The organism is Brevundimonas sp. (assembly GCF_050729455.1).
Classification (GTDB): domain Bacteria; phylum Pseudomonadota; class Alphaproteobacteria; order Caulobacterales; family Caulobacteraceae; genus Brevundimonas.
On sequence record NZ_JBOHLI010000049.1, the window covers coordinates 1 to 26,672 of the forward strand.

30 protein-coding genes and 1 pseudogene are annotated in these 26,672 nt (G+C 68.7%); 10 read left to right on the forward strand and 21 right to left on the reverse strand.

All coding sequences use genetic code 11. The features are described 5' to 3' along the window. Positions 1-1,375 (reverse strand): annotated as a pseudogene (locus tag ACREEF_RS12250) (SEL1-like repeat protein); the annotation flags it as partial. A 221-nt stretch (positions 1,376-1,596) separates the two neighbouring features. Between ACREEF_RS12250 and ACREEF_RS12255 the strand changes: the two are divergent. Continuing rightward, positions 1,597-1,809, forward strand: a complete 213-nt coding sequence (locus ACREEF_RS12255) for a hypothetical protein (protein WP_431565852.1) — start codon at positions 1,597-1,599, stop codon at positions 1,807-1,809. A 253-nt stretch (positions 1,810-2,062) separates the two neighbouring features. Here ACREEF_RS12255 and argF read toward each other — a convergent pair whose 3' ends face one another. The 4 genes from argF to ACREEF_RS12275 form a co-directional block, all read right to left on the reverse strand. Then, positions 2,063-2,977 carry an ornithine carbamoyltransferase gene (gene argF / locus ACREEF_RS12260; protein ID WP_431565853.1) on the reverse strand — a complete coding sequence of 305 codons (915 nt, stop codon included), beginning with the start codon at positions 2,975-2,977 and terminating at the stop codon, positions 2,063-2,065. Between the two features lie 42 nt (positions 2,978-3,019). Next, positions 3,020-4,195 (reverse strand): aspartate aminotransferase family protein, encoded by a 1,176-nt coding sequence (locus ACREEF_RS12265; RefSeq protein WP_431565879.1) that lies wholly within the window; start codon positions 4,193-4,195, stop codon positions 3,020-3,022. 131 nt (positions 4,196-4,326) lie between these two features. After that, positions 4,327-5,235 carry a M28 family metallopeptidase gene (locus ACREEF_RS12270; RefSeq protein WP_431565854.1) on the reverse strand — a complete coding sequence of 303 codons (909 nt, stop codon included), beginning with the start codon at positions 5,233-5,235 and terminating at the stop codon, positions 4,327-4,329. Between the two features lie 51 nt (positions 5,236-5,286). Then, positions 5,287-6,123 (reverse strand): ABC transporter permease, encoded by an 837-nt coding sequence (locus ACREEF_RS12275; RefSeq protein WP_431565855.1) that lies wholly within the window; start codon positions 6,121-6,123, stop codon positions 5,287-5,289. Between the two features lie 231 nt (positions 6,124-6,354). Here ACREEF_RS12275 and gcrA point away from each other — a divergent pair, with 231 nt between their 5' ends. Then, positions 6,355-6,891, forward strand: a complete 537-nt coding sequence (gcrA, locus tag ACREEF_RS12280; protein WP_431565856.1) for a cell cycle sigma 70 cofactor GcrA — start codon at positions 6,355-6,357, stop codon at positions 6,889-6,891. 203 nt (positions 6,892-7,094) lie between these two features. Here the strand turns inward: gcrA and apaG are convergent, their stop codons facing one another. Then, positions 7,095-7,502, reverse strand: coding sequence for a Co2+/Mg2+ efflux protein ApaG (apaG, locus tag ACREEF_RS12285; protein ID WP_431565857.1), 408 nt, complete (start codon positions 7,500-7,502; stop codon positions 7,095-7,097). A gap of 104 nt (positions 7,503-7,606) precedes the next feature. Between apaG and ACREEF_RS12290 the strand changes: the two genes are divergently transcribed. Next, positions 7,607-8,641, forward strand: coding sequence for a 2'-deoxycytidine 5'-triphosphate deaminase (locus tag ACREEF_RS12290; protein WP_431565858.1), 1,035 nt, complete (start codon positions 7,607-7,609; stop codon positions 8,639-8,641). 180 nt (positions 8,642-8,821) lie between these two features. Here ACREEF_RS12290 and ACREEF_RS12295 read toward each other — a convergent pair whose 3' ends face one another. After that, positions 8,822-10,030: an MFS transporter gene (locus tag ACREEF_RS12295; protein ID WP_431565880.1), complete on the reverse strand. Its 1,209-nt coding sequence runs from the start codon at positions 10,028-10,030 to the stop codon at positions 8,822-8,824. A 95-nt stretch (positions 10,031-10,125) separates the two neighbouring features. After that, positions 10,126-10,602 carry a cupin domain-containing protein gene (locus ACREEF_RS12300; protein WP_431565859.1) on the reverse strand — a complete coding sequence of 159 codons (477 nt, stop codon included), beginning with the start codon at positions 10,600-10,602 and terminating at the stop codon, positions 10,126-10,128. Positions 10,603-10,652: 50 nt separating this feature from the next. Here ACREEF_RS12300 and dapE point away from each other — a divergent pair, with 50 nt between their 5' ends. Further along, positions 10,653-11,846: a succinyl-diaminopimelate desuccinylase gene (gene dapE / locus ACREEF_RS12305; protein WP_431565860.1), complete on the forward strand. Its 1,194-nt coding sequence runs from the start codon at positions 10,653-10,655 to the stop codon at positions 11,844-11,846. Positions 11,847-11,902: 56 nt separating this feature from the next. After that, positions 11,903-12,403, forward strand: coding sequence for a hypothetical protein (locus tag ACREEF_RS12310; protein WP_431565861.1), 501 nt, complete (start codon positions 11,903-11,905; stop codon positions 12,401-12,403). Between the two features lie 51 nt (positions 12,404-12,454). On the opposite strand, the gene ACREEF_RS12315 is transcribed toward ACREEF_RS12310, so the two are convergent. The 3 genes from ACREEF_RS12315 to ACREEF_RS12325 are packed head-to-tail and all read right to left on the reverse strand — an operon-like array spanning position 12,455 to position 13,173. Beyond that, a complete protein-coding gene (locus tag ACREEF_RS12315; protein WP_354088893.1) occupies positions 12,455-12,658 on the reverse strand; it encodes a hypothetical protein in 204 nt (67 codons plus the stop codon). Then, positions 12,658-12,999 carry a RidA family protein gene (locus ACREEF_RS12320; protein ID WP_431565862.1) on the reverse strand — a complete coding sequence of 114 codons (342 nt, stop codon included), beginning with the start codon at positions 12,997-12,999 and terminating at the stop codon, positions 12,658-12,660. Before ACREEF_RS12320 ends, ACREEF_RS12315 begins: the two co-directional genes overlap by 1 nt. 30 nt (positions 13,000-13,029) lie before the next feature. Next, positions 13,030-13,173: a hypothetical protein gene (locus ACREEF_RS12325; protein ID WP_431565863.1), complete on the reverse strand. Its 144-nt coding sequence runs from the start codon at positions 13,171-13,173 to the stop codon at positions 13,030-13,032. A 154-nt stretch (positions 13,174-13,327) separates the two neighbouring features. Here ACREEF_RS12325 and ACREEF_RS12330 point away from each other — a divergent pair, with 154 nt between their 5' ends. Together ACREEF_RS12330 and ACREEF_RS12335 are read left to right on the forward strand one after the other, a co-directional pair. Then, complete coding sequence (locus tag ACREEF_RS12330) at positions 13,328-13,714, forward strand: hypothetical protein (RefSeq protein ID WP_431565864.1); 387 nt, start codon at positions 13,328-13,330, stop codon at positions 13,712-13,714. Between the two features lie 29 nt (positions 13,715-13,743). Continuing rightward, complete coding sequence (locus ACREEF_RS12335) at positions 13,744-14,175, forward strand: SRPBCC family protein (protein ID WP_431565865.1); 432 nt, start codon at positions 13,744-13,746, stop codon at positions 14,173-14,175. Positions 14,176-14,191: 16 nt separating this feature from the next. On the opposite strand, the gene ACREEF_RS12340 is transcribed toward ACREEF_RS12335, so the two are convergent. From ACREEF_RS12340 to ACREEF_RS12380, 9 genes are all read right to left on the reverse strand, one after another. Continuing rightward, the gene (locus tag ACREEF_RS12340; RefSeq protein ID WP_431565866.1) at positions 14,192-15,181 is read right to left on the reverse strand and encodes a type II secretion system F family protein; all 990 of its coding nucleotides are present in this window, start codon (positions 15,179-15,181) and stop codon (positions 14,192-14,194) included. Between the two features lie 13 nt (positions 15,182-15,194). Continuing rightward, positions 15,195-16,169, reverse strand: coding sequence for a type II secretion system F family protein (locus ACREEF_RS12345; protein ID WP_431565867.1), 975 nt, complete (start codon positions 16,167-16,169; stop codon positions 15,195-15,197). A gap of 9 nt (positions 16,170-16,178) precedes the next feature. After that, positions 16,179-17,750: a CpaF family protein gene (locus ACREEF_RS12350; RefSeq protein ID WP_431565868.1), complete on the reverse strand. Its 1,572-nt coding sequence runs from the start codon at positions 17,748-17,750 to the stop codon at positions 16,179-16,181. A gap of 4 nt (positions 17,751-17,754) precedes the next feature. Continuing rightward, positions 17,755-19,383: an AAA family ATPase gene (locus ACREEF_RS12355; RefSeq protein ID WP_431565869.1), complete on the reverse strand. Its 1,629-nt coding sequence runs from the start codon at positions 19,381-19,383 to the stop codon at positions 17,755-17,757. Between the two features lie 6 nt (positions 19,384-19,389). After that, positions 19,390-20,094, reverse strand: a complete 705-nt coding sequence (locus ACREEF_RS12360; RefSeq protein ID WP_431565870.1) for a CpaD family pilus assembly protein — start codon at positions 20,092-20,094, stop codon at positions 19,390-19,392. 5 nt (positions 20,095-20,099) lie between these two features. Continuing rightward, positions 20,100-21,662: a type II and III secretion system protein family protein gene (locus ACREEF_RS12365; protein WP_431565871.1), complete on the reverse strand. Its 1,563-nt coding sequence runs from the start codon at positions 21,660-21,662 to the stop codon at positions 20,100-20,102. A gap of 11 nt (positions 21,663-21,673) precedes the next feature. Next, the gene (gene cpaB / locus ACREEF_RS12370) at positions 21,674-22,639 is read right to left on the reverse strand and encodes a Flp pilus assembly protein CpaB (protein ID WP_431565872.1); all 966 of its coding nucleotides are present in this window, start codon (positions 22,637-22,639) and stop codon (positions 21,674-21,676) included. Between the two features lie 117 nt (positions 22,640-22,756). Next, positions 22,757-23,269 (reverse strand): A24 family peptidase, encoded by a 513-nt coding sequence (locus ACREEF_RS12375; protein WP_431565873.1) that lies wholly within the window; start codon positions 23,267-23,269, stop codon positions 22,757-22,759. A gap of 153 nt (positions 23,270-23,422) precedes the next feature. Continuing rightward, on the reverse strand, positions 23,423-23,596 hold the full coding sequence (locus tag ACREEF_RS12380) for a Flp family type IVb pilin (protein WP_431565874.1): 174 nt from the start codon (positions 23,594-23,596) through the stop codon (positions 23,423-23,425). 285 nt (positions 23,597-23,881) lie between these two features. Here ACREEF_RS12380 and ACREEF_RS12385 point away from each other — a divergent pair, with 285 nt between their 5' ends. Genes ACREEF_RS12385 through ACREEF_RS12395 form a run of 3 tightly spaced genes read left to right on the forward strand, consistent with a single transcriptional unit; the run spans position 23,882 to position 25,419 of the window. Then, entirely contained in the window at positions 23,882-24,286 is a 405-nt protein-coding gene (locus ACREEF_RS12385; RefSeq protein WP_431565875.1) for a pilus assembly protein N-terminal domain-containing protein, read from the forward strand. 3 nt (positions 24,287-24,289) lie between these two features. After that, on the forward strand, positions 24,290-24,841 hold the full coding sequence (locus tag ACREEF_RS12390; RefSeq protein ID WP_431565876.1) for a TadE/TadG family type IV pilus assembly protein: 552 nt from the start codon (positions 24,290-24,292) through the stop codon (positions 24,839-24,841). Next, on the forward strand, positions 24,838-25,419 hold the full coding sequence (locus ACREEF_RS12395; protein ID WP_431565877.1) for a TadE/TadG family type IV pilus assembly protein: 582 nt from the start codon (positions 24,838-24,840) through the stop codon (positions 25,417-25,419). Before ACREEF_RS12390 ends, ACREEF_RS12395 begins: the two co-directional genes overlap by 4 nt. On the opposite strand, the gene ACREEF_RS12400 is transcribed toward ACREEF_RS12395, so the two are convergent. After that, a partial coding sequence (locus tag ACREEF_RS12400; protein ID WP_431565878.1) for an anthranilate synthase component I family protein occupies positions 25,416-26,672 on the reverse strand: 1,257 nt, incomplete at its 5' end. The genes ACREEF_RS12395 and ACREEF_RS12400 overlap by 4 nt on opposite strands.

Consider the following 26,672-nt stretch of genomic DNA (forward strand, 5'->3'; position numbering starts at 1 on the left):
CGCGGGCCTCGGCCAGCAGGCGGGCCGTGCGCTCCTCGCTCTGGCGCATCCGCTCGCCCAGCTCCCCCGAGGCGCGGTCATGGCGTTGTTCGATCTTGTCGGTGTTTTCCGACAGGCGGCGGCCGATGTCGTCCAGAGCCTGGGCCGAGCGGCGCTCCGACTGGGCGATACGCTCGCTGAGACGGTCCGAAATGCGGGTGATCTCGCCGCCCAGCCGTTCCAGCGCCAGGGCGTGCTGGTCGTCGGCGCGGGTCAGACGCTGATCCATCGCCTGGGCGTAGCGGCCCATGTCGCGATCCAGCTTCTCGTTCAGAACCTTGCCGAGCGCATCGATCTGGCCCGCCGCGTCGCCGCCGCTCTCGACCGTCTCGACCCGGGCGTTCAGGTTCTGGGCGATGCGCAGGACTTCGCGGCCCATGGCCTCGACGGCGTCGGCCGAGCGCTGCTCGGCGGCGCGGGTCTGGTCGCCGATGGCGGCCAGGGCGCGTTCGATGCGGTCCACGCGGCCTTCGGTCTCGGCCACGTCGAGACGGCGCATCATTTCGTTGCGGCTGGTCTCGACCTGGCGGGTCAGGGTCTCGGCCAGTTTCTCGAAGCGGGCGGCCTCGCGGGCGTGCTCGGGCTCGATCCGGCTCTCGGCGTCGCGCAGACGCAGATCCAGAGCCGCGAATGACCGCTCCAGCCCCTTGAGCGCGTCCGAGGTGCGCTCCTGCGCCTCGTCCAGCCGGGCGCCGACCTGGGCCAGGACGTCCGTGCCGGCGCCGGGACCGGCGGCCTTCTCGACCGCTTCCATGCGCGCACGCAGGTCGCCGATCGTGGTGCGCTGGCGCTCGTCCAGATCAAACAGGCGGCTGGAGACGGCGCCGAGCGCGGCGTCCAGCTTGCCGAAGCCTTCTTCGGTCTTCGGGCCGGTTTCCTGTTCGAAGCGGCGCAGACGCTTGTGGCCCTCGCGCAGTTCGTCGGCGATGTCGTCGATGCGGCGGGCGTAGCCCAGGCCGATCTCGTCCTGCCCGTCCAGACGACGGACCAGACCGGCCACGGCCTGATCAATGCCCTGGATGGCCACGGTCGAGCGCCGTTCGGCGGCTTCCAGCCGTCCGGCGATGACCTCGATGGAGGCGCCGACGCGCACGCCGTCGTCCTCGACGCCATAGACGTCGTCCAGGCGGCGCGAACGGCTGCGGCGGTCATAGGGTTCGGGAATGGGCGTGCGGCGCGGCAGGGGCGTGACGCCCTCGTCCTCGTCCGGATCGTCCATGATCATGGAGTTCAGCCACTCGCCCAGGGTCATGCCTGAGCGGCGCGCGAGGTCCTTGGCGATCTCGCGGGCCTTGGGGTCGATCCCCTTCACGCTCCACGGCGCTGCTGCGCTCACTGATTCGCCTCCCGACCCATTTGGAGAACGCTAACCTTCCAGATCAAGCGTGTAAACGGGTCGTTAACCGCAACATCTGGCGCCTAGCCGGACGAATCGCTGAAACCGACCCTGCAACTGGGCTGTTCATCGCTCCGACATGGTTAACGTCGCGTTTAGATTAATCTTCACGCAAGATTCCGACTTGCGAAGCGTCGCCGCGCACGCCACCTGCCCTCGCCATGAGCCTGTCGCTGACCCTGATCCTGCTCGCCGCCGCCATGGCGGTCGCCGTCTTCTCCGGCTGGCGCGGCGCGCGTCCGCCGGACCTGTCGAAGGGACCGCGCATGGCGCCGTGGCGATTCATCATGCTGGTGGCGGGGGCGCTCAGCTTCCTGCTGCTGATCCACCTGGCCTCGGTGCTGGGCGGACGCACCTTCCCGACGCCCTACTGAGGCGGGCTCATCCTTTCCGCCCCATTCCATGGGGAGGTGGCGCGGAGCCGAAGGCGACGAGACGGAGGGGGCGTCTCGACGGCGAATGTTTGCGCCGCCCCCTCCACCACTTCGTGGTCCCCCTCCCCATAAAATGGGGAGGAAAGCAGGAAGCAGCCCTCAAGCAGCGCGAAGCGCGGTAGGGCCACGAAGCCCTCAAGCAGCCGCGCGCCGCGGGCGAGGCGTTAGGGCTCTTTATCTAAAATGGCGGCTTTCAGCCGCCGAAACACCAGGCAAGAACCGCCTTCTGGGCGTGGATGCGGTTCTCGGCCTCGTCCCAGATCAGCGACTTCGGCCCATCGATGACGGCGTCCGTCACCTCTTCGCCGCGGTGCGCCGGCAGGCAGTGCAGGAAGACGGCGTCGGGCGCGGCCAGCTCCATCAGGGCCTCGTCCACCGTATAGGGCTCGAAGGCCGCCAGACGCGCCTCATAGTCCTGATCGCCCATCGACACCCAGGTGTCGGTGACCACCACGTCGGCGCCGACCACGGCCTCGCGCGGGTCGCTGGTCAGGTGGACGTGGGCGCCGCCCTTTTCCAGATCGCGCAGGTCGGGGTGGTATTCCGCCGGGCAGGCGACATTCAGGCGGAAGCCGAACCTGGGCGCCGCGTGCATGAAGCTGTGGCAGACGTTGTTGCCGTCGCCGATCCAGGCGATGGTCTTGCCCGTCACCGGGCCCATGTGCTCCTCGATCGTCAGCAGGTCGGCCAGGATCTGGCACGGGTGGCTGCGGTCGGTCAGGCCGTTGACCACCGGCACGGTGGCGACGCGGGCGAAGCGCTCGACGTCCTCGTGGTCATTGGCGCGGATCATCACGGCGTCGACCATGCGCGACAGGACCTTGGCCGTGTCCTCGACCGGCTCGCCGCGCCCCAGCTGCATATCGGAGGCGGTGGCGATGATGGACGAGCCGCCCAGCTGGCGGATGGCCGCGTCGAAGCTGAAACGGGTGCGCGTCGAGTTCTTCTCGAAGATCATGGCCAGGACGCGGTCCTGGCCCGGCGCATCGGCGTCGGGACGCCCCTGGGGCCAGCCCTTGCGCGCCTGTTTGCGGGCGTGGGCGTCGTCCAGGATGGCGCGCAGGTCGGCGGCGTCGAGCCGGTGAATGTCGAGGAAGTGACGGACCATCTCAGGTCTCCGTAGTCAAAGGCGTCAGCCGGGCTGGGTCGATCAGGCCGCCAGCTTCGTCCGGGCGAACTCGCAGGCCGTTTCAAACTTCTCGACCGCCTCGCGGGCCTCTTCGAGGGTGATGTTCAGCGGCGGCAGGATGCGGACCAGGTTGTCGCCGCCGCCGGCGACCAGAAGCTTGGCCTCGTCGCGGGCCCAGCCCATGAAGTCGCGGTTGTTGGGGACCAGCTTGACCCCGACCAGCAGACCCTTGCCGCGCACCTCGACGATCACATCGGGGAAGCGTTCCGCCAGACCGTGCAGCTGCTGCTTCAGGTAGCCGGCGATCTCGTTGACGTTGGCGATGACGGCGTCCGACGACACTTCGTCAAAGGCGGCCTGACCGACGGCCATGGCCAGGGGGTTGCCGCCGAAGGTCGAGCCGTGGGCGCCGACCGTCATGCCCTTGGCCGCTTCGGCCGTCGACAGGCAGGCGCCGATGGGGAAGCCGCCGCCCAGGGCCTTGGCCACCGCCATGATGTCCGGGGTCATGCCGGCCCATTCATGGGCCCACAGCTTGCCGGTCCGGCCCATGCCGCACTGGACCTCGTCGAAGATGATCAGGACGCCGTAGTCGTCGGCCATCTGGCGCATCCAGCGCAGATCCTCGTCCGGCGTGGCGCGGCAACCGCCCTCGCCCTGGACCGGCTCCAGGATGATGGCCGCCGTGGTCGGGTTCTCGAAGGCGGCCGTCAGGGCCTCCTTGTCGCCCCACACCAGTTGATGGAAGCCTTCCATCTTGGGTCCGAAGCCCTCGGTGTAGCTGGGGTTGGCGGCGGCGTTGATGGCGCCATAGGTGCGGCCGTGGAAGGAGCCGTCGAAGCCGTAGATGTCGATCCGCTCAGGCTGGCCGTTGGCGACGTGGAATTTGCGCGCCGTCTTCAGCGCGCACTCGACGGCCTCGGTGCCCGAGTTGGTGAAGAAGACCACGTCGGCGAAGGACTTGGCGCACAGGGCGTCGGCCAGGGCGTCCTGGCCCGGAATCTTGAAGATGTTGGAGACGTGCCACAGCTTCTCGGCCTGGTCCTTGACCGCCTGCACCAGCTTGGGGTTGGCGTGGCCGAGCGCATTGGTCGAGATGCCCGAGACGCAGTCCAGATATTCGGTGCCGTCGGTGGACCACAGGCGGACGCCCTGGCCGCGCTCCACTTCCAGCGGCGCGCGATTATAGACACCCATCAGATGACCGGACACAGGCAGACTCCATAAAGCGAGACGGTCCCGACGCATCAGCGACGGGACCGCTTCAAAAAGGGTGAGGGACTTGTCGGGCGCTATTCCCGCTTAGTCAACACCATGCCGACGCGCCGTCAGCGCAACTGCGCGTCCAGCTTCTGGATCAGGGCGGCGTAGGTGGCGCCGGCCGTGGCGATGGTCGCGCCCTCGACGGCTTCGATCACATCGTCCTTGGAGTGGATCACGCGGAAGACTTGCGGGACAAAGCCTTCGGCCAGGCCGTTGGTTTCGCCGCCGTTGAAGGCCAGCCACATCTGGTGGGCGCCAATCTCGTCCTGGAAGCCCAGCGACACCACGGGCGCGCCCGCCGCCGAGAAGGCGCGGTCGTCGGACGGCGGATAGACCGGGAAGCCGACGCACTGCATGGCGCGCTCGGCGCACAGTTCCTGGGCAGCGCGGGTGACGAAGGCCGACTGCGCCCCGTTGTTCTGGCCGTACATCATGGTGTCGCCATAGGCGGCGACGTCCGAGTTCACTACGGCGGCGACATTGGCGACGCCGTGCGCCTCGATCCACTTGCGCGCGCCGATCAGGCCCAGCTCTTCCTGGTCGAAGAAGATGACGCGGACGCGGTGGGTCAGAGGCTTGTCGCGCAGGATCTTGGCCGCCCCAATCAGGGCGACCACCGAACCGGCGTTGTCGATCACGCCCTGCGACATGGTCCCGTCGCGCAGCTTCACCGCATCATAGTGGGCGGTCAGCAGGATTTCCTTGGCGCCTGCCCCCGTATCCGGGCCGAGGGTGACGACGACGTTGGAGCCCTGCATCGGCCCGGCGCGGCCGCCGCCCTCGAAGGTCTCGACGGTCGGATTGAAACCGGCGGCGCGCAGCTGGGCCACGAGGACGTTCATCCGCTCGGCGTTGGACGGCTGGACGTAGGCCCCGACCTGAGCCTTCAGCGCTTCCGCGTCCTGAGCCACGGCGGGCGTGGACAGAAGCGCGGCGACGGCGACAGCGGACGCGAGAACGGATCGAAACAGCATGAAGGACCTCCCTACCCCCTCCCCAGGGGGCGTTCGGTCCTGCCTAACGGCTCAGCTCTTGAGACGCCAGCCCGAGCGGAACACCAGCCAGCAGGCCGCGCCCATCAACACGGTCAGCACGGCGCTCATGACGATCCCGATCATCAGGTTCCCCTCGGCATGACCGATGAAGCCGGCCCGAAAACCGTCGATCAGGTAGAAGAAGGGGTTGAAGCGGCTGATGCTCGCAAACGGCTCCGGCAGGCTGTCGATCAGGTAGAAGGTGCCCGACAGGAAGGTCATCGGCATGACCACGAAGTTCTGCACCGCCGACAGGTGGTCGAACTTCTCGGACCACAGGCCCGCCAGCACGCCCGTCATCCCCATCAGCAGCGAGGCGATCAGGCCGAACCAGACGATCAGCAGCACATTGGCCACGCCCAGCCTGGCGAAGGGAAGGACGCACAGGGCCGTCACCAGGCCGACCAAAACGCCGCGCGTCGCCGCGCCCAGGGTGAAGCCGATGGTCAGCTCCAGCGGGCTGAGCGGCGGGGTCAGGAAGTCGGTCGCCGTGCCCATGATCTTGGCCTGGATCAGGCTGGACGAGGCGTTGGCGAAGGCGTTCTGCAGGATGGCCATCATGATCAGGCCGGGCGCCACGAACTCGGCGAAGGGGGTGCCATGCAACGGCGGCCGCGCGCCCTTCAGCGCCACCACGAAGACCAGCATATAGAGCAGGGTCGTCACCACCGGCGCCGCCACCGTCTGGGCGCCCACCTTCCAGAAACGGCGCACCTCGCGCAGGTAGAGGGTGCGCAGACCCACCCAGTTGATCCCGTCGTAGCGACGCGGCTGGGGCAGGCCGGAAGGGCGACCAGAACGGAGATGAGCGGCGAGATCGGTCTTCATGGCCGCCCAGATGCGCCCGCAAAGCTGGTTTCGCAAGGCGCCCGATGTTCGACGAGCGACCCTAAACCTGAGTCAAAACGGGACATTAACCACACTACATCTGGTTTCTGTGGACAGCCGAATTGCCACATCTTGCGTGTTTTAAGCCCTGCTTTACGATTAGTAGCAGGTCGAGGCGGGGAAATTCGTCGGCGACCCAAGATATTGAATCCGATCCCCGGGAGGGTGGCCATGACCGCAGGCTGGACTGAAGACCGCGTCGGCGCGCTGAAGAAGCTCTGGCTGGAAGGCCAGTCGGCCAGCCAGATCGCCAAGACCCTCGGCGGCGGCGTGACCCGCAACGCCGTGATCGGCAAGGTGCACCGCCTCGGCCTGTCGGGCCGGGCCGCCCCGTCGCAACCGGCGCGCACCACCTTCCGCGCCGCCGCCCGTCCGCGTCCCGCCGCTCCGGCCGCTCCGGTTCAGGCCCCGTCGGCCCCGCGCCGCATCGAGGCTGCAGCCCCGCGTCGGGTCATGGCCGTCCAGCCTTCGGCCCCCGCCCCCATGCCCGAACTGCCGGGCACGGCCACGGTGATGACCCTGGGCGCCCATATGTGCAAATGGCCGATCGGCGACCCGTCGTCGCGCGAGTTCAGCTTCTGCGGCCGCCGCGCGACGGAAAACGTCTATTGCGGCGAACACGCCCGCGTCGCCTACCAGCCGCAAGTCCGTCGCGGCGCCAAGGACGGCGCCACCGAACTGGCCCGCAGCCTGCGTCGCTATATCTAAGGGCGCTATCGCTCGCGACGCGGTCGCTCGCTGCTTGAGCGCGCGCGTCTCTTCCACCTTCTCCCGTCCGGTTCGCCGGACGGGAACAAGGCTGGGGCTGCGGTTCATCCGGGTTGACGCAGCCCTATCGCCCTCGCCGCACGGCGAGGGTTTTTTGTTGGGCCATTTTTGCTGGCCCTACCGCGCTTCGCGCTGCTTGAGGGCTAGTTCAGCACCCTTCGCGCGTCCGGCACGTCCAGGCTGAAGGCCGGGATGGCCGCCTCGAACATCCGCCCGTCCACGTCGGTCATGTAATAGGCGCCGACCATCGACCCGGACGCCGTGCCCAGCGGACAGCCCGAGGCGTAGGAATAGCTGTCGCCGGCCTCGATCACCGGCTGTTCGCCGACCACGCCCTGACCGCGTACCTCCTCGACATGGCCGTAGGCGTCGGTGATGGTCCAGCGCCGCGCCACCAGCTGCACCGGCGATCCGGTCAGGTTGACGATCTCGATCTGATAGGCCCAAATCCAGCGCCCCGCCGCCGGGTCCGACTGGGCCGCCAGATAGGAGGGGCGGACGCGGACGACGACGCCTTCGGTTTCGGCGGTGTAGGCAGGAGCGGCGTGCATAGGCTATATGCAGCCCGCCGACCCTGGGGTTCAACCCGTCTGGCGCCGCGGATATCGCATTCCGAAGCGAGACAGATGGAAAAAACCGTGTGAGACAGGACGGCATGAGCATCTTCGAGATTCCCGCCCAGCCCGGCATTCTGCCCTATCAGAGCATCGAGACCCTGATCGCGACCGGCGCGATCCAGTCCGACACCCCCTTCGATCGCGATCAGGTGCAGCCGGCCAGCCTGGACCTGCGACTGTCGAACCAGGCCTGGCGCGTGCGCGCCTCCTTCCTGCCCGGCCAACGCAAGGTCGAGGACCGCATCAACGACGTGGAGATGCACGCCATCGACCTGTCGGGCGGCGTGGTGCTGGAAAAGGGCTGCGTCTATATCGCCCGCCTGCAGGAACGCCTCAGCCTGCCCAGGGGCCTGAACGCCCGCGCCAACCCCAAGAGCTCGACCGGCCGGGTGGACGTCTTCGTGCGTCTGCTGACCGACAAGGGTGGCAGCTTCGACGATGTCGACGAGGGCTATGACGGCCCCCTCTATCTCGAGATCGCGCCCCAGACCTTCTCCATCCTGGTCAAGCCGGGCACCCGCCTGAACCAGCTGCGCCTCAAGGCCGGCGAACCGCCCAAGCTGGAGACCCGCAGCGTCGGCGTCGACCTGCGCGCGGGCGCCCACGGCATCGTCGGCTTCCGCGGCCGTCGCCACGCCGGGGTGGTCAACATGGACCACATCGACGGCCACGACCCGCGCGACTTCTGGGAGCCCCTGACCCTGCGTCGCGGCGAACTGCTACTGGATCCGGGCGAGTTCTACATCCTGGCCTCGTCGGACGACGTCGAAATCCCGGTCGATCAGGCCGCCGAAATGACCCCGATCGACCCCTCGGTGGGCGAGTTCCGCGTCCACTACGCCGGCTTCTTCGACCCCGGCTTCGGCACGGACGAGGCCCACGGCGCCGGTTCCAAGGGCGTGCTGGAGGTCCGCACCCACGACACCCCCTTCCTGCTGGAACACGGCCAGATCGTCGCCCGCCTGGTCTATGAGCCGCTGACGGAACGCCCGTCGCGCCTCTACGGCGAGGGCGGTAGCCACTATCAGAGCCAAGGGCTCAAGCTGTCGAAGCACTTCCGCCCCTGGGGGTGATCTGCCCTTCTCCCCTTGAGGGAGAAGGTGGCATGCGAAGCATGACGGATGAGGGGTGACGCCGCCGCCGCTTCCCGTTCGTCAGACAAAGATAAAGCGCCGCGATCCTTCGACCGCGGCGCTCACACCCCTCATCCGAGCGCCTGCGGCGCCCACCTTCTCCCTCAAGGGGAGAAGGAATTAGGTCAGCCGGTTCGCCTTCCTCAGGCTGGGGAAGACCCTGGCCCAGACGCCCGTCGCAGCCAGCGCCCCGACCCCGCCGAACACCGCCGCCCCGATGGGGCCGAGCAGCCGCACCATGACCCCCGAATAGGCCTCGCCCAGTTCGTTCGAGGCGCCGATGAACAGCATGGACACCGACGACACCCGCCCGCGCATGTGATCGGGCGTGGCCAGCTGGATCAGGGTCTGGCGGATGTTGACGCTGATCATGTCGGCGGCCCCGCCGATGAACAGGACCGCGCCCGACAGCCAGACGCTCTTGGACAGGCCGAAGACCAGGGTGCAGATGCCGAACACGGCCACCGCCGCGAACATCCAGCGCCCGCCGTCGCGGCGGATCGGAAAGCGGCTGAGATAGAGGGCCATGCCCAGGGCCCCGACCCCGAAGGCGGCGCGCAGCAGGCCGAAGCCTTCAGGCCCGACGTGCAGGATGTCGCGCGCGAAGATCGGCGTCAGCAGGGCCACCCCCGCCAGCAGCACCACCACCAGATCCAGCGAGATGGCGCCCAGCACGATCTTGGTCTTCCAGACATAGGCCAGACCTTCCTTGACCAGTTCCAGCGGCCCCACGCCCGTCTCGACGAAGTGCGGCTTGCCCTTGGTGCGGATCATCAGGAAGCAGGCGATGGCGACGAGGAACAGGGCCATGGCCGAGGCGTAGGCCCAAGGGACCGCGAAGCCGACGATGACCCCGCCCAGGGCCGGTCCGGCGATGGCCCCGGTCTGGAAGGCGATGGACTGGGCGGCGATGGCCGGCGGCAGGGCCTTGCGCCCCACCACCATGGGCAGAAAGGCCTGGCTGGCCGGGGCGAGGAAGGCGCGCGCCGCGCCAAAGACGGCGGCCACGGCCAGCAGCCCCCACAAGGGCGGCGAACCGTGCAGGGCCATGGCCAGAAAGGCCAGGGCACACAGGCTCTCGACCAGGATAGACAGGGTCACGGTGTGCTTGCGGTCTCGCCGGTCGGCCATGGCCCCGGCGGGCAGGGTGAAGGCCAGCAGCGGCAGGAACTGACACAGGCCGACCAGCCCCAGATAGAGGCTGGCCTCGGCGATCGGATGGTCGCGGCGGGCGATCTCATAGACCTGCCACAACAGGGCCGAAGACTGAATCTGGATGCCCAGAACCGCCGCCACGCGCCCGACCCACAACAGGCGGAAATCGCGAATGGCCCACGGGCTGGAATAGGGGCCGGACGGGCCGCCGTCATGAGGCTCAGGCGGCTGGGGCGGAACGGTCGGGGCGGTGTCTACGGATTCAGTCGTCACGTTCTTCGGGGCGTCTTCGGATAGGGGGTTCCGTCGCGGTGGAGATAGCCGTCGGAGCCTTGGGGCAGGATCATGTCGATGTCGGGATAGTCGCAGGCGTCATCAGTAGGGCGGCGCGAGCCGACCTCCAGCAGCACCGCCTCACGCTCGCCGCGGTTCTCTATTCTGTGGCCGTTCGGCACGCCCGCCTTGAAGCCGGCGCAGTCGCCAGCGCGCAAGGTCGTCTCGCCGTCCTCTTCGATCAGCACCACCTCGCCCTCGACCACCCAGACGAACTCGTCCTCGACCGTGTGCCAATGGCGCTGGCTGGACCAGGCCCCGGCGGGCAGGCGCAGCAGATTGACCCCGAACTGATCCAGACCGACCGCGTCCCCCAGCCGCCAGCGCCGTCGCGACTTGCAGGGTGCGGCGAATTCTTCCGGGTATCCGGTCCCATGGGCGGCGGGGGCGGTCTCGATGTCGATCTTGGGCACGGTTTTCGGGCCTTCTCGCGGGTGCGGGATATGCCTAAAGCATAGAGCCCATGAGCGCCGCATCACATTCCGTCATCGATCCTGTCGAGCTGACCCGCGACCTGATCCGCATTCCCTCCGTCACCCCCGCCGACGAGGGGGCGATGGACGTGCTGGAGCGCGCCCTGACCGGCCTGGGCTTCACCTGCCGCCGCATGGTGTTCGAGGGGCCGACCGGGGTAGGCCACGACGCCCGCATCGAGAACCTCTACGCCCGGCGCGGCGCGGCCTCGCCCAACCTCTGCTTCGCCGGCCACACCGACGTGGTGCCGACCGGCGATCTCAAGGCCTGGACCGCCGCCCCCTTCGAGGGCGAGACCCGCGACGGCATCCTCTACGGCCGCGGCGCCGTGGACATGAAGGGGGGCATCGCCGCCTGGGTCGCCGCCGTCTCGCGCGTCCTGGCCGAAGGCGAGATCGAAGGCTCCCTCTCCTTCCTGATCACCGGCGACGAGGAAGGCCCGGCCCTGCACGGCACCAAGCGGGTGGTCGAGGCCCTGGCCGCCGAGGGCGAGGTCATCGACGCCTGCGTGGTCGGCGAGCCCTCCTCGGCCCACCACCTCGGCGACATGATCAAGGTCGGGCGGCGCGGCTCGCTCAACACCTGGATCACCGTCCACGGCAAGCAGGGCCACGTCGCCTATCCCGACCGCGCCGCCAATCCGGCCCCGGTCATCGCCAAGCTGCTGGCCCGCCTCGACGCCCATGTGCTGGACGAGGGTTACCCGGAGTTCCCGCCGTCCAACCTCGAGATCACCACCATCGACGTGGGCAATCCGGCGACCAACATCATCCCGGCCGAGGCCAAGGCGCGGCTCAACATCCGCTTCAACCCGACCCACACCGGCGACGGCCTGATCGACTGGCTGAACCGCGAGGCGGGTCTGATCCAGGCCGAGACTGGCCTGCGCATCGAGCTGGAGCATATGTGCTCGGGCGAGGCCTTCCTGACCGAACCCGGCCCCTTCGTCACGGCGGTGCAGGATGCGGTGGAGGCGACGCTGGGCCGCCGTCCCGAGGCCTCGACCACCGGCGGCACCTCGGACGCCCGCTTCATCCGGTCCCTGTGCCCGGTGCTGGAGCTGGGCCTGGTCGGCCAGACCATGCACCAGATCGACGAACGGGTGCCCGAGGCCGAACTGCGCGCCCTGGCCGACGCCTATCAGGCGGTCATCGCCACGGTGTTCGAACGTCTGACAGCTTGACGGAACGGCGGCCTGGCGCGAGCCTTGGATCAGCCCTGCCATCAGAGAGCCGAACCATGACGCTTCGCACCGCCCTGATCCCCTCGCTCGTCCTGCTGGGGCTCGTCGCCGCCTGCAGCCAACCCGCGCCCGCCCCCACGGAAGACAAGGCGGCCGAGCCCGCGAGCGCCGCCTCGACGCCGCCCCCCGCCGCCACGCCGGCTGCGACCGGCTGGGCCTCGCTCGACGGCCTCGTCGGCCAGTATCCCCGCGACAGCAAGCTGCTGGACGACAGCGTCGTCGTCGCCGACCTCAAGACCCTGCTGGGCGACAAGTTCGAAACCCTGAAGACCAATATGCAGACCCAGTCGCCGTTGCAGCGTGAAGGCGCGGTCCTCTTCACCTCGGGCAACAAGGCGCATGAGGGCGGGGTCAACGCGGCCTATGTCCTGATCGATCCCGCGACCAAGGCGCTGGAAGTCGGCCTGTGGGAAGGCGGCAAGCTGACCACCTACAAGACGCCGGGTTCCGATCTGGCCAAGCCGACCGACATCAAGACGATGATCGGCAACGGCTGATACCGCCGGGCTTCAGCGACCGCGCCCTGACGGCGCGGCCGCTGTCGCGGTTCAGGCCTCGCCGGCCGCCTCCAGACGGGCGATGCGGCGGTCCATGTCGGCGACCTGATCCTTCAACCGCTGCTTCTCCGACGCCATGTCGACGGGCGTGCCGTCCTCATAGGTCAGCTGCGCGCCCTTCTCGATCAGGTCGAGGCGGTAGAGGGCGGTGACGCGGGTCGCCTTGAACCGCTCCAGTTCGCTTTCCCTGGACATCAGCGCGCCGCCACGACGATGATTTCGACCAGGTAGTCGGGCGTGGCCAGCCTGGCCTCGCTGGTGGCGCGGGCGGGCGGATTGGCCGGATCGACCCAGGCGTCCCAGACCGCGTTCATGGCCTCGAAGTCGGCGATGTCGGCCAGCCAGATGGTGGCCATCAGGATCTTGGACTTGTCGGTGCCCGCCTGGGCCAACAGGGCATCGATCTCGGCCAGGGTCGTGCGCGTCTGAGCCGTGACGTCGTCGCCCGGCTCGCCGACCTGACCGGCCAGATAGACGGTGTTGCCGTGGATGACGGCCTCGCTCATGCGGGCGCCGGGCTGGATGCGGGTGATCATGGGGAGGCCTCCTGAAATCAGGCCTCCGGCTTAACCCAGCATCATGTCCATCACCAGCAGGGCGGCGATGAAGACCGCCGCAAAGGAGATGCAGAAGAAGACCGCGTCGCGCAGGCGGCTTCGCGCGGGCCGCTTCGGAGCGGCGGACGGCAGGTTGATCGGCAGGCGCGACATCGGCAGACCCTCGTCAGACCGGCCGAGGATGCGCCTTCATGCTTACCCCTTGATAAACAGAAACAATCAGTTTTCTCAGCCGGTTTGTGAAGTTCCTGTTGCGAGCGCCGGATCGCCTTGCGCAAGCCGCCGCGAACGCCGATCTTCAGACAGCATGAGCAAGGCGCCCAAACCTTTCAAGGTTTCAAAGACTCGCTGGAACGAGGTGGTTCTGGTGTGCCGCAAGTGCTCGAAGAAGCTGGACGGCGGCTTCGGCCCCGACGGCGACAAGACGCTGAAAAAGGCGCTGCGCCGCTATCTGCACGCAGGCAAGGGCCGCAAGGCGGACCTCGCCGTCGTCGGCGCCGACTGTTTCGACGTCTGCCCCAGGAATGCGGTGGTCGCAGTCAACGCCCGCCGCCCCGAGGAACTGCTGATCGTGCCCGCCGGCGCCGACCTGTTCGAGGTCAAGGCGCGGCTGGGTCTGGACGACGGGCGGCGGCTCAAGCCGAGGCTGGCCCAGGTTGATCGGGGCGTCGATCCGGTCGAGACGACTTCCTAAAGTCCAAAAGCCGTGTCAGAGGCAAATCCATGGACACCACCCGTATCGAGAAGCGTATCGGCGTGCGCGCGCCGTCGGACCGCATCTGGGAGATCCTCAGCGATCTCGAGAACTGGCACAGCTGGAATCCCTATGAGACCGGCGTGACCGGCGCCCTGGCCTTCGGCGCCGGGATCAGCCTGACCGAGGCCCTGCCCGGCATGGCCGAGCGTCAGGTCCAGGCCCGCATCGGCGACTGGCAGCCTTATTCCCAACTGGTCTGGGCCGAGAAGCGCGGCTGGCTGTTCAACGCCATCCGCTACTATGAGATCGAAGAGCTGGAGCGCGGCAACTGCATCGTCTCCAACGGGGTGATCTTCACCGGCCTGCGCGGCGAGCTGTTCCACGACAAGCATCGCAAGACGATCCGCCAGGCCTACGAAGAAATCGCCGAAGCCCTGCGGCGCGCTGCCGAGGGCTGAGGTCCGGACGGCCGGGTCAGCCGCCCTTCATCATGTCCTGGATGTTGATGATCGCCGGCCCGAGGATGACCACGAACAGGACCGGCAGGAAGAAGACGATCATCGGCACGGTCAGCTTGGCCGGCAGGGCCGCGGCCTTCTTCTCGGCGGCGGACAGACGCAGGTCGCGGTTTTCCTTGGCCATGATCCGCAAGGCGGCGCCCAGCGGCGTGCCGTAGGTCTCGGCCTGGGTCATGGCCGTGGCCACCGACTTGATGCCGGGATGGTTGGTCCGCTTGGCCATGCCCTCATAGGCCATGCGGCGTTCAGGCAGGTAGCTCAGTTCGGCCGAGAGCAGGCTCAGCTCCTCGGCCAGTTCGATCGACTGGCTGCCGACCTCCTGGCTGACCTTCTGGATCGCCGCCTCGATCGACATCCCGGATTCCACGCAGATCAGCAACAGGTCCAGCGCGTCCGGGAAGGCCGCGACGATGGACTGCCGCCGCTGGGCGATGCGGTTCGTCAGATAGACGTTGGGGGCGTAGAAGCCGACGGCGAACGCCCCCACGACGACGCCCAGCAGCAGGGTCGGCGGCAGGCCGAAATCATCGATGACGAACAGGTAGAAGACCGCCACAGCCGTACAGACGAAGGGCATGGCGAAGCGGAAGAAGTAGAAGGTGTTCACCGGCTTCGGCCCGCGCCATCCCGCCTGGGCCATGTTCTCGATGACCTTGGGGTCCTCCAGCAGCTTGGTCAGGTTCAGCCGCTCGACCACGCGCTTCTTGAAGCCCTCGTCACTGTGGCGCAGGCTGGCGCCGGGCGCGCCGCCGCTGACGTTCATGGCCTGGCGCGAGCGTCGCTTCAGCTCCTCGCGCCGCACAGCTACGGCCTGCATCCGCTTGCTCAGCTTCTCGCCGCCCATGAAGGCGTTGAGCAGCGTCAGCACGCTGGCGAAGACGGCGATGCCGACCCCGATGCTCAGCAGATTCTGCGGGTCCGTGATGAATTCCATGAAGCCGTTCATGATCCCATCCGCCTCAGTATTTGAACGAGATCATGCGCTTCATCGTGAAGACGCCGCACGCCATCCAGATGGCCGAGCCCAGCAGCATGACCTGACCGCGCATATCGGTGAACATGGTCAGCATATAGGCCGGGCTGGACAGCATCACGAGGATCATGACCACCGGCGGCAGGGCCGCGATGATGCCCGCCGAGGCGATGGCCTCGGACGACAGGGCCTTGATCTTCTCGCCCATCAGACGTCGGGCGCGCAGCACCGCGGTCAGGTTGCCCAGGGCCTCGGCCAGGTTGCCGCCGCTCTTCTGCTGGATGGCGATGACGATGGCGAAGAAGTTCAGCTCGGGCGTCGGCATCCGCTCATACATCTTGTCCAGGGCCTGGCTCAGGGTCAGGCCCACGCCCATGCCTTCGACCAGCCGCTGGAACTCGCCGCCCAGGGGCTGGGGGCTTTCGCGGGCGATGATCTTGAAGCAGTCGTGGACCGGCAGGCCCGTCTTGATGCCGCGCACCAGGATGTCGACGGCGTCGGGGAAGGCCAGCGAGAACTTCTTCATCCGCTTCTTGCCCAGGAAGCCCACGACCCAGCGCGGCAGGCCCAGACCCATGGCCAGGCCGAAGCCCAGGGAGACGAAGATGTTGGCCCCCAGCACGAACAGGATCAGGAAGCCCGCCAGACCCGCGCCGATGCTGATGAAGACGAAGGCGCGCAGGCCGATGGACAGGCCCGCCTGCTTCAGCTTGGCGGGCATGGTCATGCGCGCCTTGCGCTCGCGCCGCTCCACCTCCTGAAGCTGGGTCATGATCTGCTTGCGCCGGGCCTCAGGCGTATTGGCGACCGCGGCGCGCTTGGCGGCCGTCGTCTCCTTGGCCACGCCGATGGCCTTGGCGCGCTTGACCGCCTGGCCCGACGTGTCGTCACCGCCGACCAGGACCCAGCCCAGGCCGCCGATGGTGATGAAAGCCAGCAAGGCGGCGAGAATGGGAAGCATCACGGCTCTCTACTCCGCCGCGTCCAGGGCTTCGGCCAGTTCGCGCTCCAGCCCGTAGTAGCGGGCGCGGTCCCAGAAACGCGGCCGGGCGATGCCGGTCGAACGGTGACGCCCGGTGATCTTGCCGTGGGCGTCCTCGCCGGTGATCTCATAGACGAACAGGTCCTGGGTCACGATGACGTCGCCTTCCAGCCCCACCACCTCGGTGATGTGGGTGATGCGGCGCGAACCGTCGCGCAGACGCGCGGCCTGAACGATGACGTCGACCGAGCCGACGATCATCTCGCGGATGGTCTTGGACGGCAGGCCGTAGCCGCCCATGGTGATCATCGACTCCATCCGGCTGATGGCCTCGCGCGGGGAGTTGGCGTGCAGCGTGCCCATCGAGCCGTCGTGGCCGGTGTTCATCGCCTGCAAGAGGTCGAAGGCTTCCGGGCCGCGGACCTCGCCGACGATGATCCGTTCGGGACGCATCCGCAGACAGTTCTTGACCAGGTCGCGCATGGTGATCTGGCCCTGGCCCTCCAGGTTCGGCGGACGGGTTTCCAGACGCACCACGTGCGGCTGCTGCAGTTGCAGCTCGGCGGCGTCCTCGCAGGTGATGACCCGCTCGGTCGGGTCGATGAAGGCCGTCAGGGTGTTGAGCAGGGTCGTCTTGCCCGAGCCCGTGCCGCCCGAGATGACGAGGTTGCATCGCGAGGCGCCGATGACGCCGAGAACGCGCGCGCCCTCGGGACTGATGGAGGCGTACTCCACCAGGTTCTTCATCGTCAGCTTGTCCTTCTTGAACTTACGAATCGTCAGCGTCGGGCCGTCGATGGCCAGCGGCGGGGCGATGACGTTGACGCGCGACCCGTCCGGCAGGCGGGCGTCGCAGATCGGGCTGGATTCATCGACGCGGCGGCCGACCTGCGACACGATCCGCTGGCAGATGTTCATCAGCTGGGTGTTGTCGCGGAAGCGGACGTTGGTCAGCTGCACCTTGCCAGCGACCTCGATGAAGACCCGGCCGGCGCCGTTGACCATGATGTCGGCGATGTCGTCGCGGCCCAACAGCGGCTCCAGCGGGCCGTAGCCGAGGACGTCGTTGACGATATCCTGGACCAGATGCTCCTGCTCGGCCACCGACATGGAGACGTTCTTGATCGCCACCAGTTCGGCGACGATGTCGCGGATTTCCTCGGCCGCCGCCTTGGTGTCCAGCTGCGCCAGCTGCGACAGGTCGATGGTGTTCATCAACGCGTTGAAGATGGTCGTCTTCGTGGCGTGATAATAGTCGGACTGTTCGCGGACGATCTCGGCGACCGCCTGGGCCTTCTTCAGCTGTTCCAGGCCGGGCGTGGCGCGCGGTCCCTTGACCGGCCCGCCCGGCGTGGGCGCGGCCGGTTCGGGGCGCGGGCGGTCGGCCAGGGCGTCCAGCCGGTCGGCCGCGTCCGAGGGCGCGACGGCCGGCGCCTCCAGCTCTTCCGGCGAAAAGGCGTCGACGGCGTCCAGAGCGCGCACCTCGGCCGCCGGGGGCGGGGCCGGGGCGGGACGGGGCGCGAGGGCGACCCCGGGCTGGGCTGAACGCTTGCCGAACATGACCTCAGCGCTTCTTTCTCAGCAGGCCGCTGAACAGGGAGCCGCCCTTGGACGCGCCCTCGGCCTTGCCGCGAGGCGCGACAGCGACGGGCAGTTCGCGGCGCGACACGATCTGGGCCAGGGTCTGGAAGGCGTCCGCCGCCTTGGACTTGGCCCCGGCGTCGACGATCATCTGGCCGTTGTTGGCCGCCGCGCCGAAGATCTTGGCGTCGAAGGGAATGATCAGACTGGGATGAACGCCCAGCGCATTGCCGAAGTCCTTGGCCGGAATCTCGGGGCGGCCCGGCACGCCGACCTGGTTCAGCACCAGACGCGGCGGGGCGTCATTCGGACGGCCCTGTTTGATCAGATCGATCATGTTCTTGGCGTTGCGCAGGGACGCCAGGTCCGGCGTCGCCACGATCACCACCTCGTCCGCCGAGATCAGCGTCTTGCGCATCCATCCCGACCACAGGTGGGGCAGGTCCAGCACCACGAAGGGGGCGGTCGAGCGAATGCGGCTGGTGACTTCCTCGAAGGCGTCGGGCTGGATGTCCCAGTCGGCGTCCAGGGTGGCGGGCGCGGCGAACAGGCTCAGCTTGTCGGTGCAGCGGACCATCATCCGGTCCAGCAGGGTGGCGTCCAGCCGGTCGGGCTGGCTCAGGGCGTCGGCGACGCCGCCCAGCGGGTCCTGGTTGAAATCCAGCCCGGCGGTGCCGAACGGCAGGTCGTAGTCGACGATGACGGTGTTGACGCCGATCCGCTCGCTCATCGCATAGGCGGTGTTGTGGGCCACGGCCGAAGCCCCGGCCCCGCCGCGCGCGCCGACGAAGGCGATGGACCGACCGACGAAGGGCTGGGCCGGGTCGGCGAACAGGCCGCCGATGGCCGAGATCAGTTGCAGGGGCTGGACCGGCGCCACCAGGTATTCGCTGACCCCACGCCGCATCAGTTCGCGGAACAGCAAGATGTCGTTGGTCGCGCCGATCACCACCACCTTGGTGCCCGCGTCGCAGACCTCGGCCAGTTGGTCGATCTCCCACAGCAGGGTCTGCGGGTCCTTCATGCATTCGACGACGATCAGCGGCGGGGTGGGCTCGCCGTGATAGGCCGCGATCGCGGCGGCGACGCCGCCGATGCGGATCTGGGTAGTGGCGCGCGACATCCGCCGATCCTGTCCGGCGCGCTCGGCGGCGGCCAGGGTGTCCTGGCGTTCGGCGAAGACGTGGACGGCGATACGCGGGATCGACACCTCGACAGCGGCGCCCGAGGCGACAGGCAGGCCGGCCGCGTCAGGGAAGGCGGGCGTCAGGGTGGGCGCCAAGGCAGGCGTCAGGGCCGCAGGCTGAACCGCAGCCACGGCCGCGACGAGAGGGACGACGGCGGCGACCGCCGTCTCGGTCGCGTCGACCAGACGCCCGACCGGATTATAGGCCTGATCGTCCGCCTCGATCAGTTCGGCGGACGGCGTGGCGAAGGCTTCCGGGACAATGATCTCGGGATCGCGCGGCTGGACATCCAGCGGCTGGACGTCCAGCGACGGGACCTCGAGCGGCGGGCCGTCGCGCATCGGGGGCCCGGCATCGACGAATTCGTCGTCCAGATCGAACCCGTCCAGGGCGTCGTATTCCTGGGTGGCGAAGGATTGGGTCATGATCGGTCAGTCCACCGCACGGGAGACGCGCGTTCCGTAAATCAGTTCTTCCCGCTCGGCCGCGGTCTTGTCGCCCTTGCGATAGGCGTCGAACACCACGCTGCGGCGACCGGCGTCGCCCGGCGTCATGGCCCGCGGCGAAACGATGTCGCGCGGATTGGCGATCTGGGCCGCCAGGTTGGCGGTGACGGCGCAGCCGAAATTCGAAGGCGACTGATTGTCGCCGGTGCGGGTCAGGCTGCCCCATTGGGTTCCGCACAGGGGCACGGCGGCGCGAACCGTCTCGAATCCGACCAGGACCGGCGCGCGCGGGTCCGGCCCGGCGTAGCTGACGACGCGGATTCGGTGATCCGGCGCGCCCGCCGCCACCAGGGCCGCCTTGACGTTCCAGGCCGTCTGGCCGGCCACGTGGTCGTCGCCGGCGGGCGCCTCGACCACCAGGGTCGGCGCGCCTTCTATGGCGAAACGGTTGACCAGATCGCTCAGGGCCGCCTGCTGGTTCGACGACAGGCCGGTCTCGTGCACGGCCAGGGCGATGCGGTCCAGGCCCGGCTCGACCTGAAGACTGTAGCGCGAGGTCGGGGTCAGCGGCGGCTCGCCGCCCAGGCTGGCGGGGCCGCCCATACAGCCGGCCAGCGTCAGACCGCCCAGCACGAGGGCCGAGGCGAGCATCCGCTTGGGAGACAGAATGGATTTGGCGGAACGGATCATGGCGTTCACTCGATCACATAGCCGACCGGCCCCTGCCATCCGGCGCCCGGCTGGGCGGTCGGGGCGGGCGAGCCATAGGCCTGGTTCAGCTGGCCGAAGAAGATGGTCTGGGCGTCATGGGCGATCCGCAGGCCGTCAGCGGGGGTCTGCATCCGGCCCGGCGAGGTCGGGGTGACGACATAGGCCTCGACGATCACGACCAGTTCGGTTTCGCCCATCAGATAGTCGCGCGAGCGGAACAGCTGGCCCAGCACCGGCAGATTGGTCGCGCCGGGCAGGGAGTCGATGTTCTGGCGGGTCGATTCCTGCAACAGGCCGGCGATCATCATCGAGCCGCCCGACGGCAGTTCGACCGTGTTCTCGCTGCGCCGCACCGACAGGCCCGGCAGCGAGATCGACGAAACCGTGCCCGCGCCGATGGTCAGGCCGCCCTGGGGCGTCAGCTCGGACACCTCGACCTTGACCTGCAGCGAGATGCGGCCTTCCGACAGGACGACCGGGCGGAAGGTCAGGCCGACGCCGTAGGGCTTGTATTCGACCGTGATCTGGCCCTCGCGGTCGCGACCGGTCGGCAGCGGAAACTCGCCGCCGGCCAGGAAACTGGCCGCCTCGCCGTTCACCGACGTCAGGTTAGGCTCGGCCAAGGTGCGGACCAGGCCCACCCGCTCGAACGCCTTGATGGTCGCCTCGCCCTTGTTCAGCCCGTCGGAGCCGGGGCCGGTTCCCGGCTGGGCGGTGTCCCAGTTCGAGGGATCGCCCGGTCGGCCGCCGTGGACCGTGACGGGGCACAAGGAGCCTGCGGGGAAGCCCGCGCCGCACGGCGCCTGCATCTGGTAATTCTTGGTGGTGTCGCGCGAAACGCCGCCGGTGATGCCGCCCAGCAGCGAGCCGTTGACGCCCCAGGTCGCGGCGTTGCCCAGCAGCCACTGGGTGTCGCCCAGACGGCCGATCACCGCCTGGGTGTCGAAGCCCAGTTGCTTGATGGCGGTGCGCTGCACCTCGACCACGCGGACCTTCAGCGTCACCTGGTCGGATCCGACCACGGTGGTCATGTTCATGACCTTCTCCGGAGCCGAGACGAAGGCGCGGGCGACCTGGGCGGCGCGCTCGGCTTCGGACGGGCTGGCGGCCCGGCCGGTCAGGATGATGCTGTCGTTGACGGCCTCGGCGCGGATCTCGGATCCCGGCATCACGCGGCTGAGGGTGTCCTGAAGCGCGCCAGTCCCTGCGTCCACGCGGACGCGCAGGGCCAGGATGGTGCGTCCGGCGGCGTCCAGGAAGACGGCGTCCGTCTCGCCCGCCGTCAGGCCGATCACGGTGATGCGGCGCGGCGAATGCAGCATGGCCTCGGCCACCTGCGGGTTGGACACGATCACGTCGCGCGCGTCCGCCGGCAGATCGACGGCGAAGGACGTCCCGCGCGGCAGGTTGACCATCTGCGGCGCCGCGCCCGTTGACATGGCCGCGCGTGTCGGGACGGCGCGGGTCTGGGCCTCGGCCTGGGGCGCCGAAGCCGCCCCGCCAAGCGCCAGCAGCGAGGCGCAGGCCGCTGCGATCAGTCGATTCATGCCTGGTTTCCTCATGGGACGGCGACCGCCTCGGCTTCACCTTCGCGATAGATGCGCACGACATTGCCCGCGGCGGCGGCGGTGTCGCCGCGACGTCCGGCGGCGGGCGTCCGGCCCGACGGTCCGGCGGTGTCGGCGTAGGAGCGCAGCACCAGCGACAGCTCGCCCTCGGACTTGGCCAGGGCCAGGACCTCGGCGTCGCGGCCGCTGACCTCGAGGGTGGCGGTGGCGCCGACCACGGCCTGGGCGTTCTCGGCGGCGCGGGTGTTCTGGTCGATAGCCAGGACCTTGACGTTCTGCATCACCGTGGCGGCGACGAATTTCGTGGTCTCGCCGCCGGCCGCGCCCACATTGGCCAACTTGACCTCGCGGGTCAGCAGGACGTCGGCGCGGTCGCCCGGCAGGATGAAGCCGCCGGCGGCGGTCTCGACCGTGACGCGGATGGCCATGGCCCGCATCCCCGGCTCCAGATAGGCGGCCATATAGCCGCTGTCGCCGGCGCGCACGATCTTGCGGGCGACGATGGGCTCGCCGGCCAGAATGGGTTCGCGCACCACGGCGCCGATATAGTCGGCCTTGGCGCCGCCGGTGGCCAGGTCGGTCGCGGCGCGGGTCACGCGGGCGGCGGCGTCCTCGGCCTTCTTGGCGGTGGCCGCCTTGTCGTCGGCGGGAGCGTCCGCGGGCTTGGCCTCGGCGGGCGCGGCGGCACCGGGGAGCGGCACGCTGCCGTCGGTGATGAAGACGGGGTTGACCTCGGCGACGGGCCAGTCCTTCCAGGTCAGGTCGGAATCGGTCAGGCGGCTGCCCGGCTCCAGGTCCTTGGCGGCGACCAGGACCTTGGCCATGGGCGGGGCCTCGACGGCGGCGACGGCGACGGCGGTCGGCTCTCCGGACGACCCCATGGCGCGCACGACCAGGGCCAGGCCGATGGCGGACACGGCGGCGATACAGATGACGGCGATCTTGGCGGGCTTCATCGACGGTCTCCGGCAGGCGCGGCGACGCGGATTCTTGGGTTCTTCGCCCCCTGCCGTTAAGGATAGTGGCGGCTTTCTGTTAACGGCCTCCTAAGCCGCACCGCCGAGTGCGCGAGGTCAGGCGGCGGCGAATGCCTGCACCAGGGGGCTGGCCGGATAGGCCAGCAGGGCGCCGACGGCGATGGCCACGCCGTAGGGAATGTCGCCCTTGGGCGCCATCAGGCGCGAGACCCAGCCCGGCGCGTTGAGCGCATAGGCCTGAAGCCGGCCGCGCGCGGTCAGCAGCACCAGGCAAAGCCCGCCGCCGGCCAGGGCCGTATAGAGCAGAAAGGGCACGAGGCCGGAAAGGCCCAGCCAAAGGCTGGCCGCCGCCATCAGCTTGGCGTCGCCGCCGCCGATCCAGTTCAGGGCGAACATCCCGGCGCCGACGACGAGGGCGGCCAGCGCCACCCCGACCGAGACCGCCGTCGTCGTCAGCGGCAGGCCCAGGGCCAGGGCGGCCGGGAAGAAGCCGACGATCAGCAGGCCGGACAGCCAGTTGGGGATCTTCATGGTCGTCAGGTCATGCAGGCCGGCGACGATCACCAGCACGGGCAGGACGCTGAGCAGGACGAGGGCGAGTTCGGTCATGGCCACAGCTTGGCGCGCTCGCGTTAAGGCGAGGTTTCAGCCGCCCGATCCGACCCGTCAGAGCCAGACCGCGAATGTAAAAAGGGCCGAGGCGTCGCCGCCCCGGCCCCCCTTCAAGCCGCCGCAACCGAAGCCGCGGCGATGTCGTCCAGCTTAACCGGCGGCGGCCAGCGAGGTTTCCACCTTGGTGAAGGTGCCGACCAGGCCGGTCTTGACGGCCGTCAGGGCGCCGATGATGGCGACGGCGATCAGAGCGGCGATCAGGCCATACTCGATGGCGGTGGCGCCCGATTCGTCGTTGGCGAAGTTCTTGATGAAGTTACGCATGATGTGTCTTCCTTCTTTTCTAAGCGAGCAACAGTTCCACTACCAGGGTCACCGGTTTTGCCCGCTTGACCCCCGTTTGCATGGGAACAATGCGCCGAGGATCATTAAGCTCGAGTAAAACGAAACAGCAGATTGAAATTTATTGTTGGTTACTGACGCGTTTACTATGATTTCAGCCGCTAAACGGAACCGTCGACCGACCTTCAGGAATTCTTGATCTTTGAGGGCGACCTTGCATCCAAGCGCTCGCGCGCGCGCCTTTCATGTCACCGGAGCCGTCCGCCCATGCCCCGACATTTCCTCCGATCCGCCGCCGTTCTGCTGGCGGCCGCGGGCCTCGCCGGCGGCGTCGCCTCCGCCGCCCTGGCCCAGGCGCGCCCCCTGAACATAGAGATCGACCGTTCGACGCGGGTCCAGCTTCGGGCGCCCGCCGGCTCGGTGATCGTGGCCAATCCCAAGATCGCCGACGTCACCGTGGTCGACGCCAACACCCTGTTCATCACGGGCAAGGGCTATGGCGTGACCGACATCGTGGCGGTGGACGCCCTGGGCCGCTCCCTGTTCCAGAGCCAGGTCGTGGTCAGCGCCGGCTCGACCGGCTCGGTCCGGGTCTGGCGCGGCGCCCAGGCGACGGAAATGGCCTGCGGCTCCAGCTGCTCGCCCAGCGTCCGCACCCCGTCGGTCCCCTGACCCATGGCGCGCCCGTTCCGCCGCGACACGGACCGTCCGTCGCTCGCGCGGCGGCTGATGCGCGCGCGCGAAGGCTCCACGGCGGTCGAGTTCGCCATGGTCGCCCTGCCCTTCTTCATGCTGCTGTTCGCCATCCTCGAGATCGGCCTGATCCTGCTGCTCGACGCCGTGGTCGAGACAGCCGTGGCCGATACCGGCCGCCTGGTGCGCACCGGCCAGGCGCAGCAGCAGGCCATGACGCCCGAACTGATCAAGACGAAACTCTGCGCCAAGATGAGCGTCTTCGCCGGCGACTGCGACACCCGCGCCTTCATCGACGTGAGGGTGGTCGATAATTTCAGCAACCCCCTGGTCCCCGACCCCACCGCCTCCGGCACCTTCGACGCGTCGAGCCTGAGCTTCACGCCCGGCGGGCCAGGCGATCTGGTGCTGGTGCGCATCTGGTACGAGCAACCGGTCGCGACGCCCTTCTTGTCGCAGGCCCTGTCCAAGATGGCGGACGGCAAGGTGCTGCTGACCACCACCCTGGCCTTCCGCAACGAGCCCTATCAGTGACCCGCCGCCCCCATCGCGCCCGCTCTGGCCCCCGCTCCGGCGTTATCGCACGGCTGATCGTCGACCGGAGCGGCGTTTCGGCGATTGAATTCGCGCTGATCGCCCCGGTCATGATCCTGATCTATTTCGGTCTGGTCGAATTCTGCCAGGCCTATATGGCCGAGCGCCGCGCCGGCCATACGGCCGCCATGGTGGCCGACCTGGTGGCCCAGAGCGACACGACCAACAAGGTCGAGGTCGACCGCGTCTTCGCCATCGGCCAGATGATCATGAAGCCGTTCCCCGAGGGTACGCTGGCGACCCGCGTCTCCAGCATCACGGTCGACGCCGCGGGCGTGGCCCGCGTCGACTGGAGCCGCGGCAAGGGCAGTCTGACCGCCCTGACCAAGCAGACGGTCTACCCTGACCTGCCCGCCGGCCTGGTCGACGCCAACGAAACCCAGAGCCTGATCCTGGGCGAGACCGCCTATGTCTATCAGTCGGCCTTCTCGCAGGTCCTGCCGCAGCCGATCACGTTCAGGCGGAAGTACTATCTGCGGCCGCGTACGGTGAATACGGTGCCCTGCGCCGACTGCTAGGCGCCGGCCAGGGCCTCCTTCAGCGCCCGGATCTTGGCTCCGGTTTCCTCACATTCGGAACGGGGGTCGCTGTCGGCGACGATTCCGGCCCCGGCCAGGGCGCGCCATCGCCAGCCTTCGCCGTCGCGCTCAAACGACGCCGTGCGGATCAGGACCGAGGCCGTCAACGCCCCGTCGCCCGCCAACCCCAGGCCGAACAGCGAGCCGCACCACGGCCCGCGCGGCGGCTCGTGCCCGGCGATGACCTTCATGGCCTGATGCTTGGGGGCCCCGGTGATCGAGCCGGGCGGGAAGGTCGCCTCCAGCACCTCGGCGGCGCCGACGCCGGGCCGCGCCGTCGCCGTCACGGTCGAAACCAGATGATGCACGGTCGGATGGCTTTCGACCTCGAACAGCTGTTCAACCCGCACCGAGCCGGGCGTCCCCGCCCGCGCCAGATCATTGCGCATCAGGTCGACGATCATCAGGTTCTCGGCCCGGTCCTTGGCGCTGGCGGCCAGGTCCGCCGCCAGTTCCGCGTCGCGCGCCGGATCAGGGCCGCGCGGCCGCGTGCCCTTGATCGGCCGCGTCTCGATGCGGCCTGACGTCGGATCAAAGGTCAGGAACAGCTCGGGAGAATTGGACACCAGAGCCCGCTCGCCCAGCCGCCAGAAGGCGCCGTAGGCCGCGCCGCGTTCCGCCGACAGCCGCAGAAAGACCTCGAACGGATCGCGCCCGGCATCCAGCCGCCCGCTCCAGGCGCGGGCGATATTGGCCTGGAACAGCTCGCCCGCCGCGATCCGCGCCACGACGTCGGCCACGGCGGCCTCATAGGCTTCCGGCGGCGCCTCGCCGTCGAAAGCGACAGCCGGCGCTGACGGAACCGACGAGGCGACGGCTTCGGCCAACCAGTCCGTGGCGCAGCGGGCCCGCCCCTCGGCCTCGGCGGCGTCCGCGCCGCGCCCAACCGCCAGCACCTCGCCCGCCGCATGATCAAAGGCCAGCAGGGCCGGGTAGCGGGCCAGCATCAGGTCGGGCCAGACCTCGGCGCGCGGCCCCGTCGCCGGACGCGCCCCGGCGTCATAACTCATCAGGCCGACCACGCCGCCGCCCGCAAAGTCGGGATGACGCAGGGTGTCAAACGGCGCCGCATCATCGACCGGGCCGACCCGCACCCGATCCGGCTCGCAGCCGACGAAGGACCAGCGCCCGCCGTGCGCCGCCGGGTCGCCCGCCCCGGCCAGCAGGGCCAGCGCCCCGACGCGCCGGTTCAG

Coding starts and splice junctions, on each gene's coding strand:
- ACREEF_RS12255 (WP_431565852.1), top strand. CDS start 1,597: ATGAGCCTGTCGCTGACCCTGATCCTGCTCGCCGCCGCCATGGCGGTC.
- argF (WP_431565853.1), bottom strand. CDS start 2,977: ATGGTCCGTCACTTCCTCGACATTCACCGGCTCGACGCCGCCGACCTG.
- ACREEF_RS12265 (WP_431565879.1), bottom strand. CDS start 4,195: ATGGGTGTCTATAATCGCGCGCCGCTGGAAGTGGAGCGCGGCCAGGGC.
- ACREEF_RS12270 (WP_431565854.1), bottom strand. CDS start 5,235: ATGCTGTTTCGATCCGTTCTCGCGTCCGCTGTCGCCGTCGCCGCGCTT.
- ACREEF_RS12275 (WP_431565855.1), bottom strand. CDS start 6,123: ATGAAGACCGATCTCGCCGCTCATCTCCGTTCTGGTCGCCCTTCCGGC.
- gcrA (WP_431565856.1), top strand. CDS start 6,355: ATGACCGCAGGCTGGACTGAAGACCGCGTCGGCGCGCTGAAGAAGCTC.
- apaG (WP_431565857.1), bottom strand. CDS start 7,502: ATGCACGCCGCTCCTGCCTACACCGCCGAAACCGAAGGCGTCGTCGTC.
- ACREEF_RS12290 (WP_431565858.1), top strand. CDS start 7,607: ATGAGCATCTTCGAGATTCCCGCCCAGCCCGGCATTCTGCCCTATCAG.
- dapE (WP_431565860.1), top strand. CDS start 10,653: ATGAGCGCCGCATCACATTCCGTCATCGATCCTGTCGAGCTGACCCGC.
- ACREEF_RS12310 (WP_431565861.1), top strand. CDS start 11,903: ATGACGCTTCGCACCGCCCTGATCCCCTCGCTCGTCCTGCTGGGGCTC.
- ACREEF_RS12315 (WP_354088893.1), bottom strand. CDS start 12,658: ATGTCCAGGGAAAGCGAACTGGAGCGGTTCAAGGCGACCCGCGTCACC.
- ACREEF_RS12320 (WP_431565862.1), bottom strand. CDS start 12,999: ATGATCACCCGCATCCAGCCCGGCGCCCGCATGAGCGAGGCCGTCATC.
- ACREEF_RS12325 (WP_431565863.1), bottom strand. CDS start 13,173: ATGTCGCGCCTGCCGATCAACCTGCCGTCCGCCGCTCCGAAGCGGCCC.
- ACREEF_RS12330 (WP_431565864.1), top strand. CDS start 13,328: ATGAGCAAGGCGCCCAAACCTTTCAAGGTTTCAAAGACTCGCTGGAAC.
- ACREEF_RS12335 (WP_431565865.1), top strand. CDS start 13,744: ATGGACACCACCCGTATCGAGAAGCGTATCGGCGTGCGCGCGCCGTCG.
- ACREEF_RS12340 (WP_431565866.1), bottom strand. CDS start 15,181: ATGAACGGCTTCATGGAATTCATCACGGACCCGCAGAATCTGCTGAGC.
- ACREEF_RS12345 (WP_431565867.1), bottom strand. CDS start 16,169: ATGCTTCCCATTCTCGCCGCCTTGCTGGCTTTCATCACCATCGGCGGC.
- ACREEF_RS12350 (WP_431565868.1), bottom strand. CDS start 17,750: ATGTTCGGCAAGCGTTCAGCCCAGCCCGGGGTCGCCCTCGCGCCCCGT.
- ACREEF_RS12355 (WP_431565869.1), bottom strand. CDS start 19,383: ATGACCCAATCCTTCGCCACCCAGGAATACGACGCCCTGGACGGGTTC.
- ACREEF_RS12360 (WP_431565870.1), bottom strand. CDS start 20,094: ATGATCCGTTCCGCCAAATCCATTCTGTCTCCCAAGCGGATGCTCGCC.
- ACREEF_RS12365 (WP_431565871.1), bottom strand. CDS start 21,662: ATGAATCGACTGATCGCAGCGGCCTGCGCCTCGCTGCTGGCGCTTGGC.
- cpaB (WP_431565872.1), bottom strand. CDS start 22,639: ATGAAGCCCGCCAAGATCGCCGTCATCTGTATCGCCGCCGTGTCCGCC.
- ACREEF_RS12375 (WP_431565873.1), bottom strand. CDS start 23,269: ATGACCGAACTCGCCCTCGTCCTGCTCAGCGTCCTGCCCGTGCTGGTG.
- ACREEF_RS12380 (WP_431565874.1), bottom strand. CDS start 23,596: ATGCGTAACTTCATCAAGAACTTCGCCAACGACGAATCGGGCGCCACC.
- ACREEF_RS12385 (WP_431565875.1), top strand. CDS start 23,882: ATGCCCCGACATTTCCTCCGATCCGCCGCCGTTCTGCTGGCGGCCGCG.
- ACREEF_RS12390 (WP_431565876.1), top strand. CDS start 24,290: ATGGCGCGCCCGTTCCGCCGCGACACGGACCGTCCGTCGCTCGCGCGG.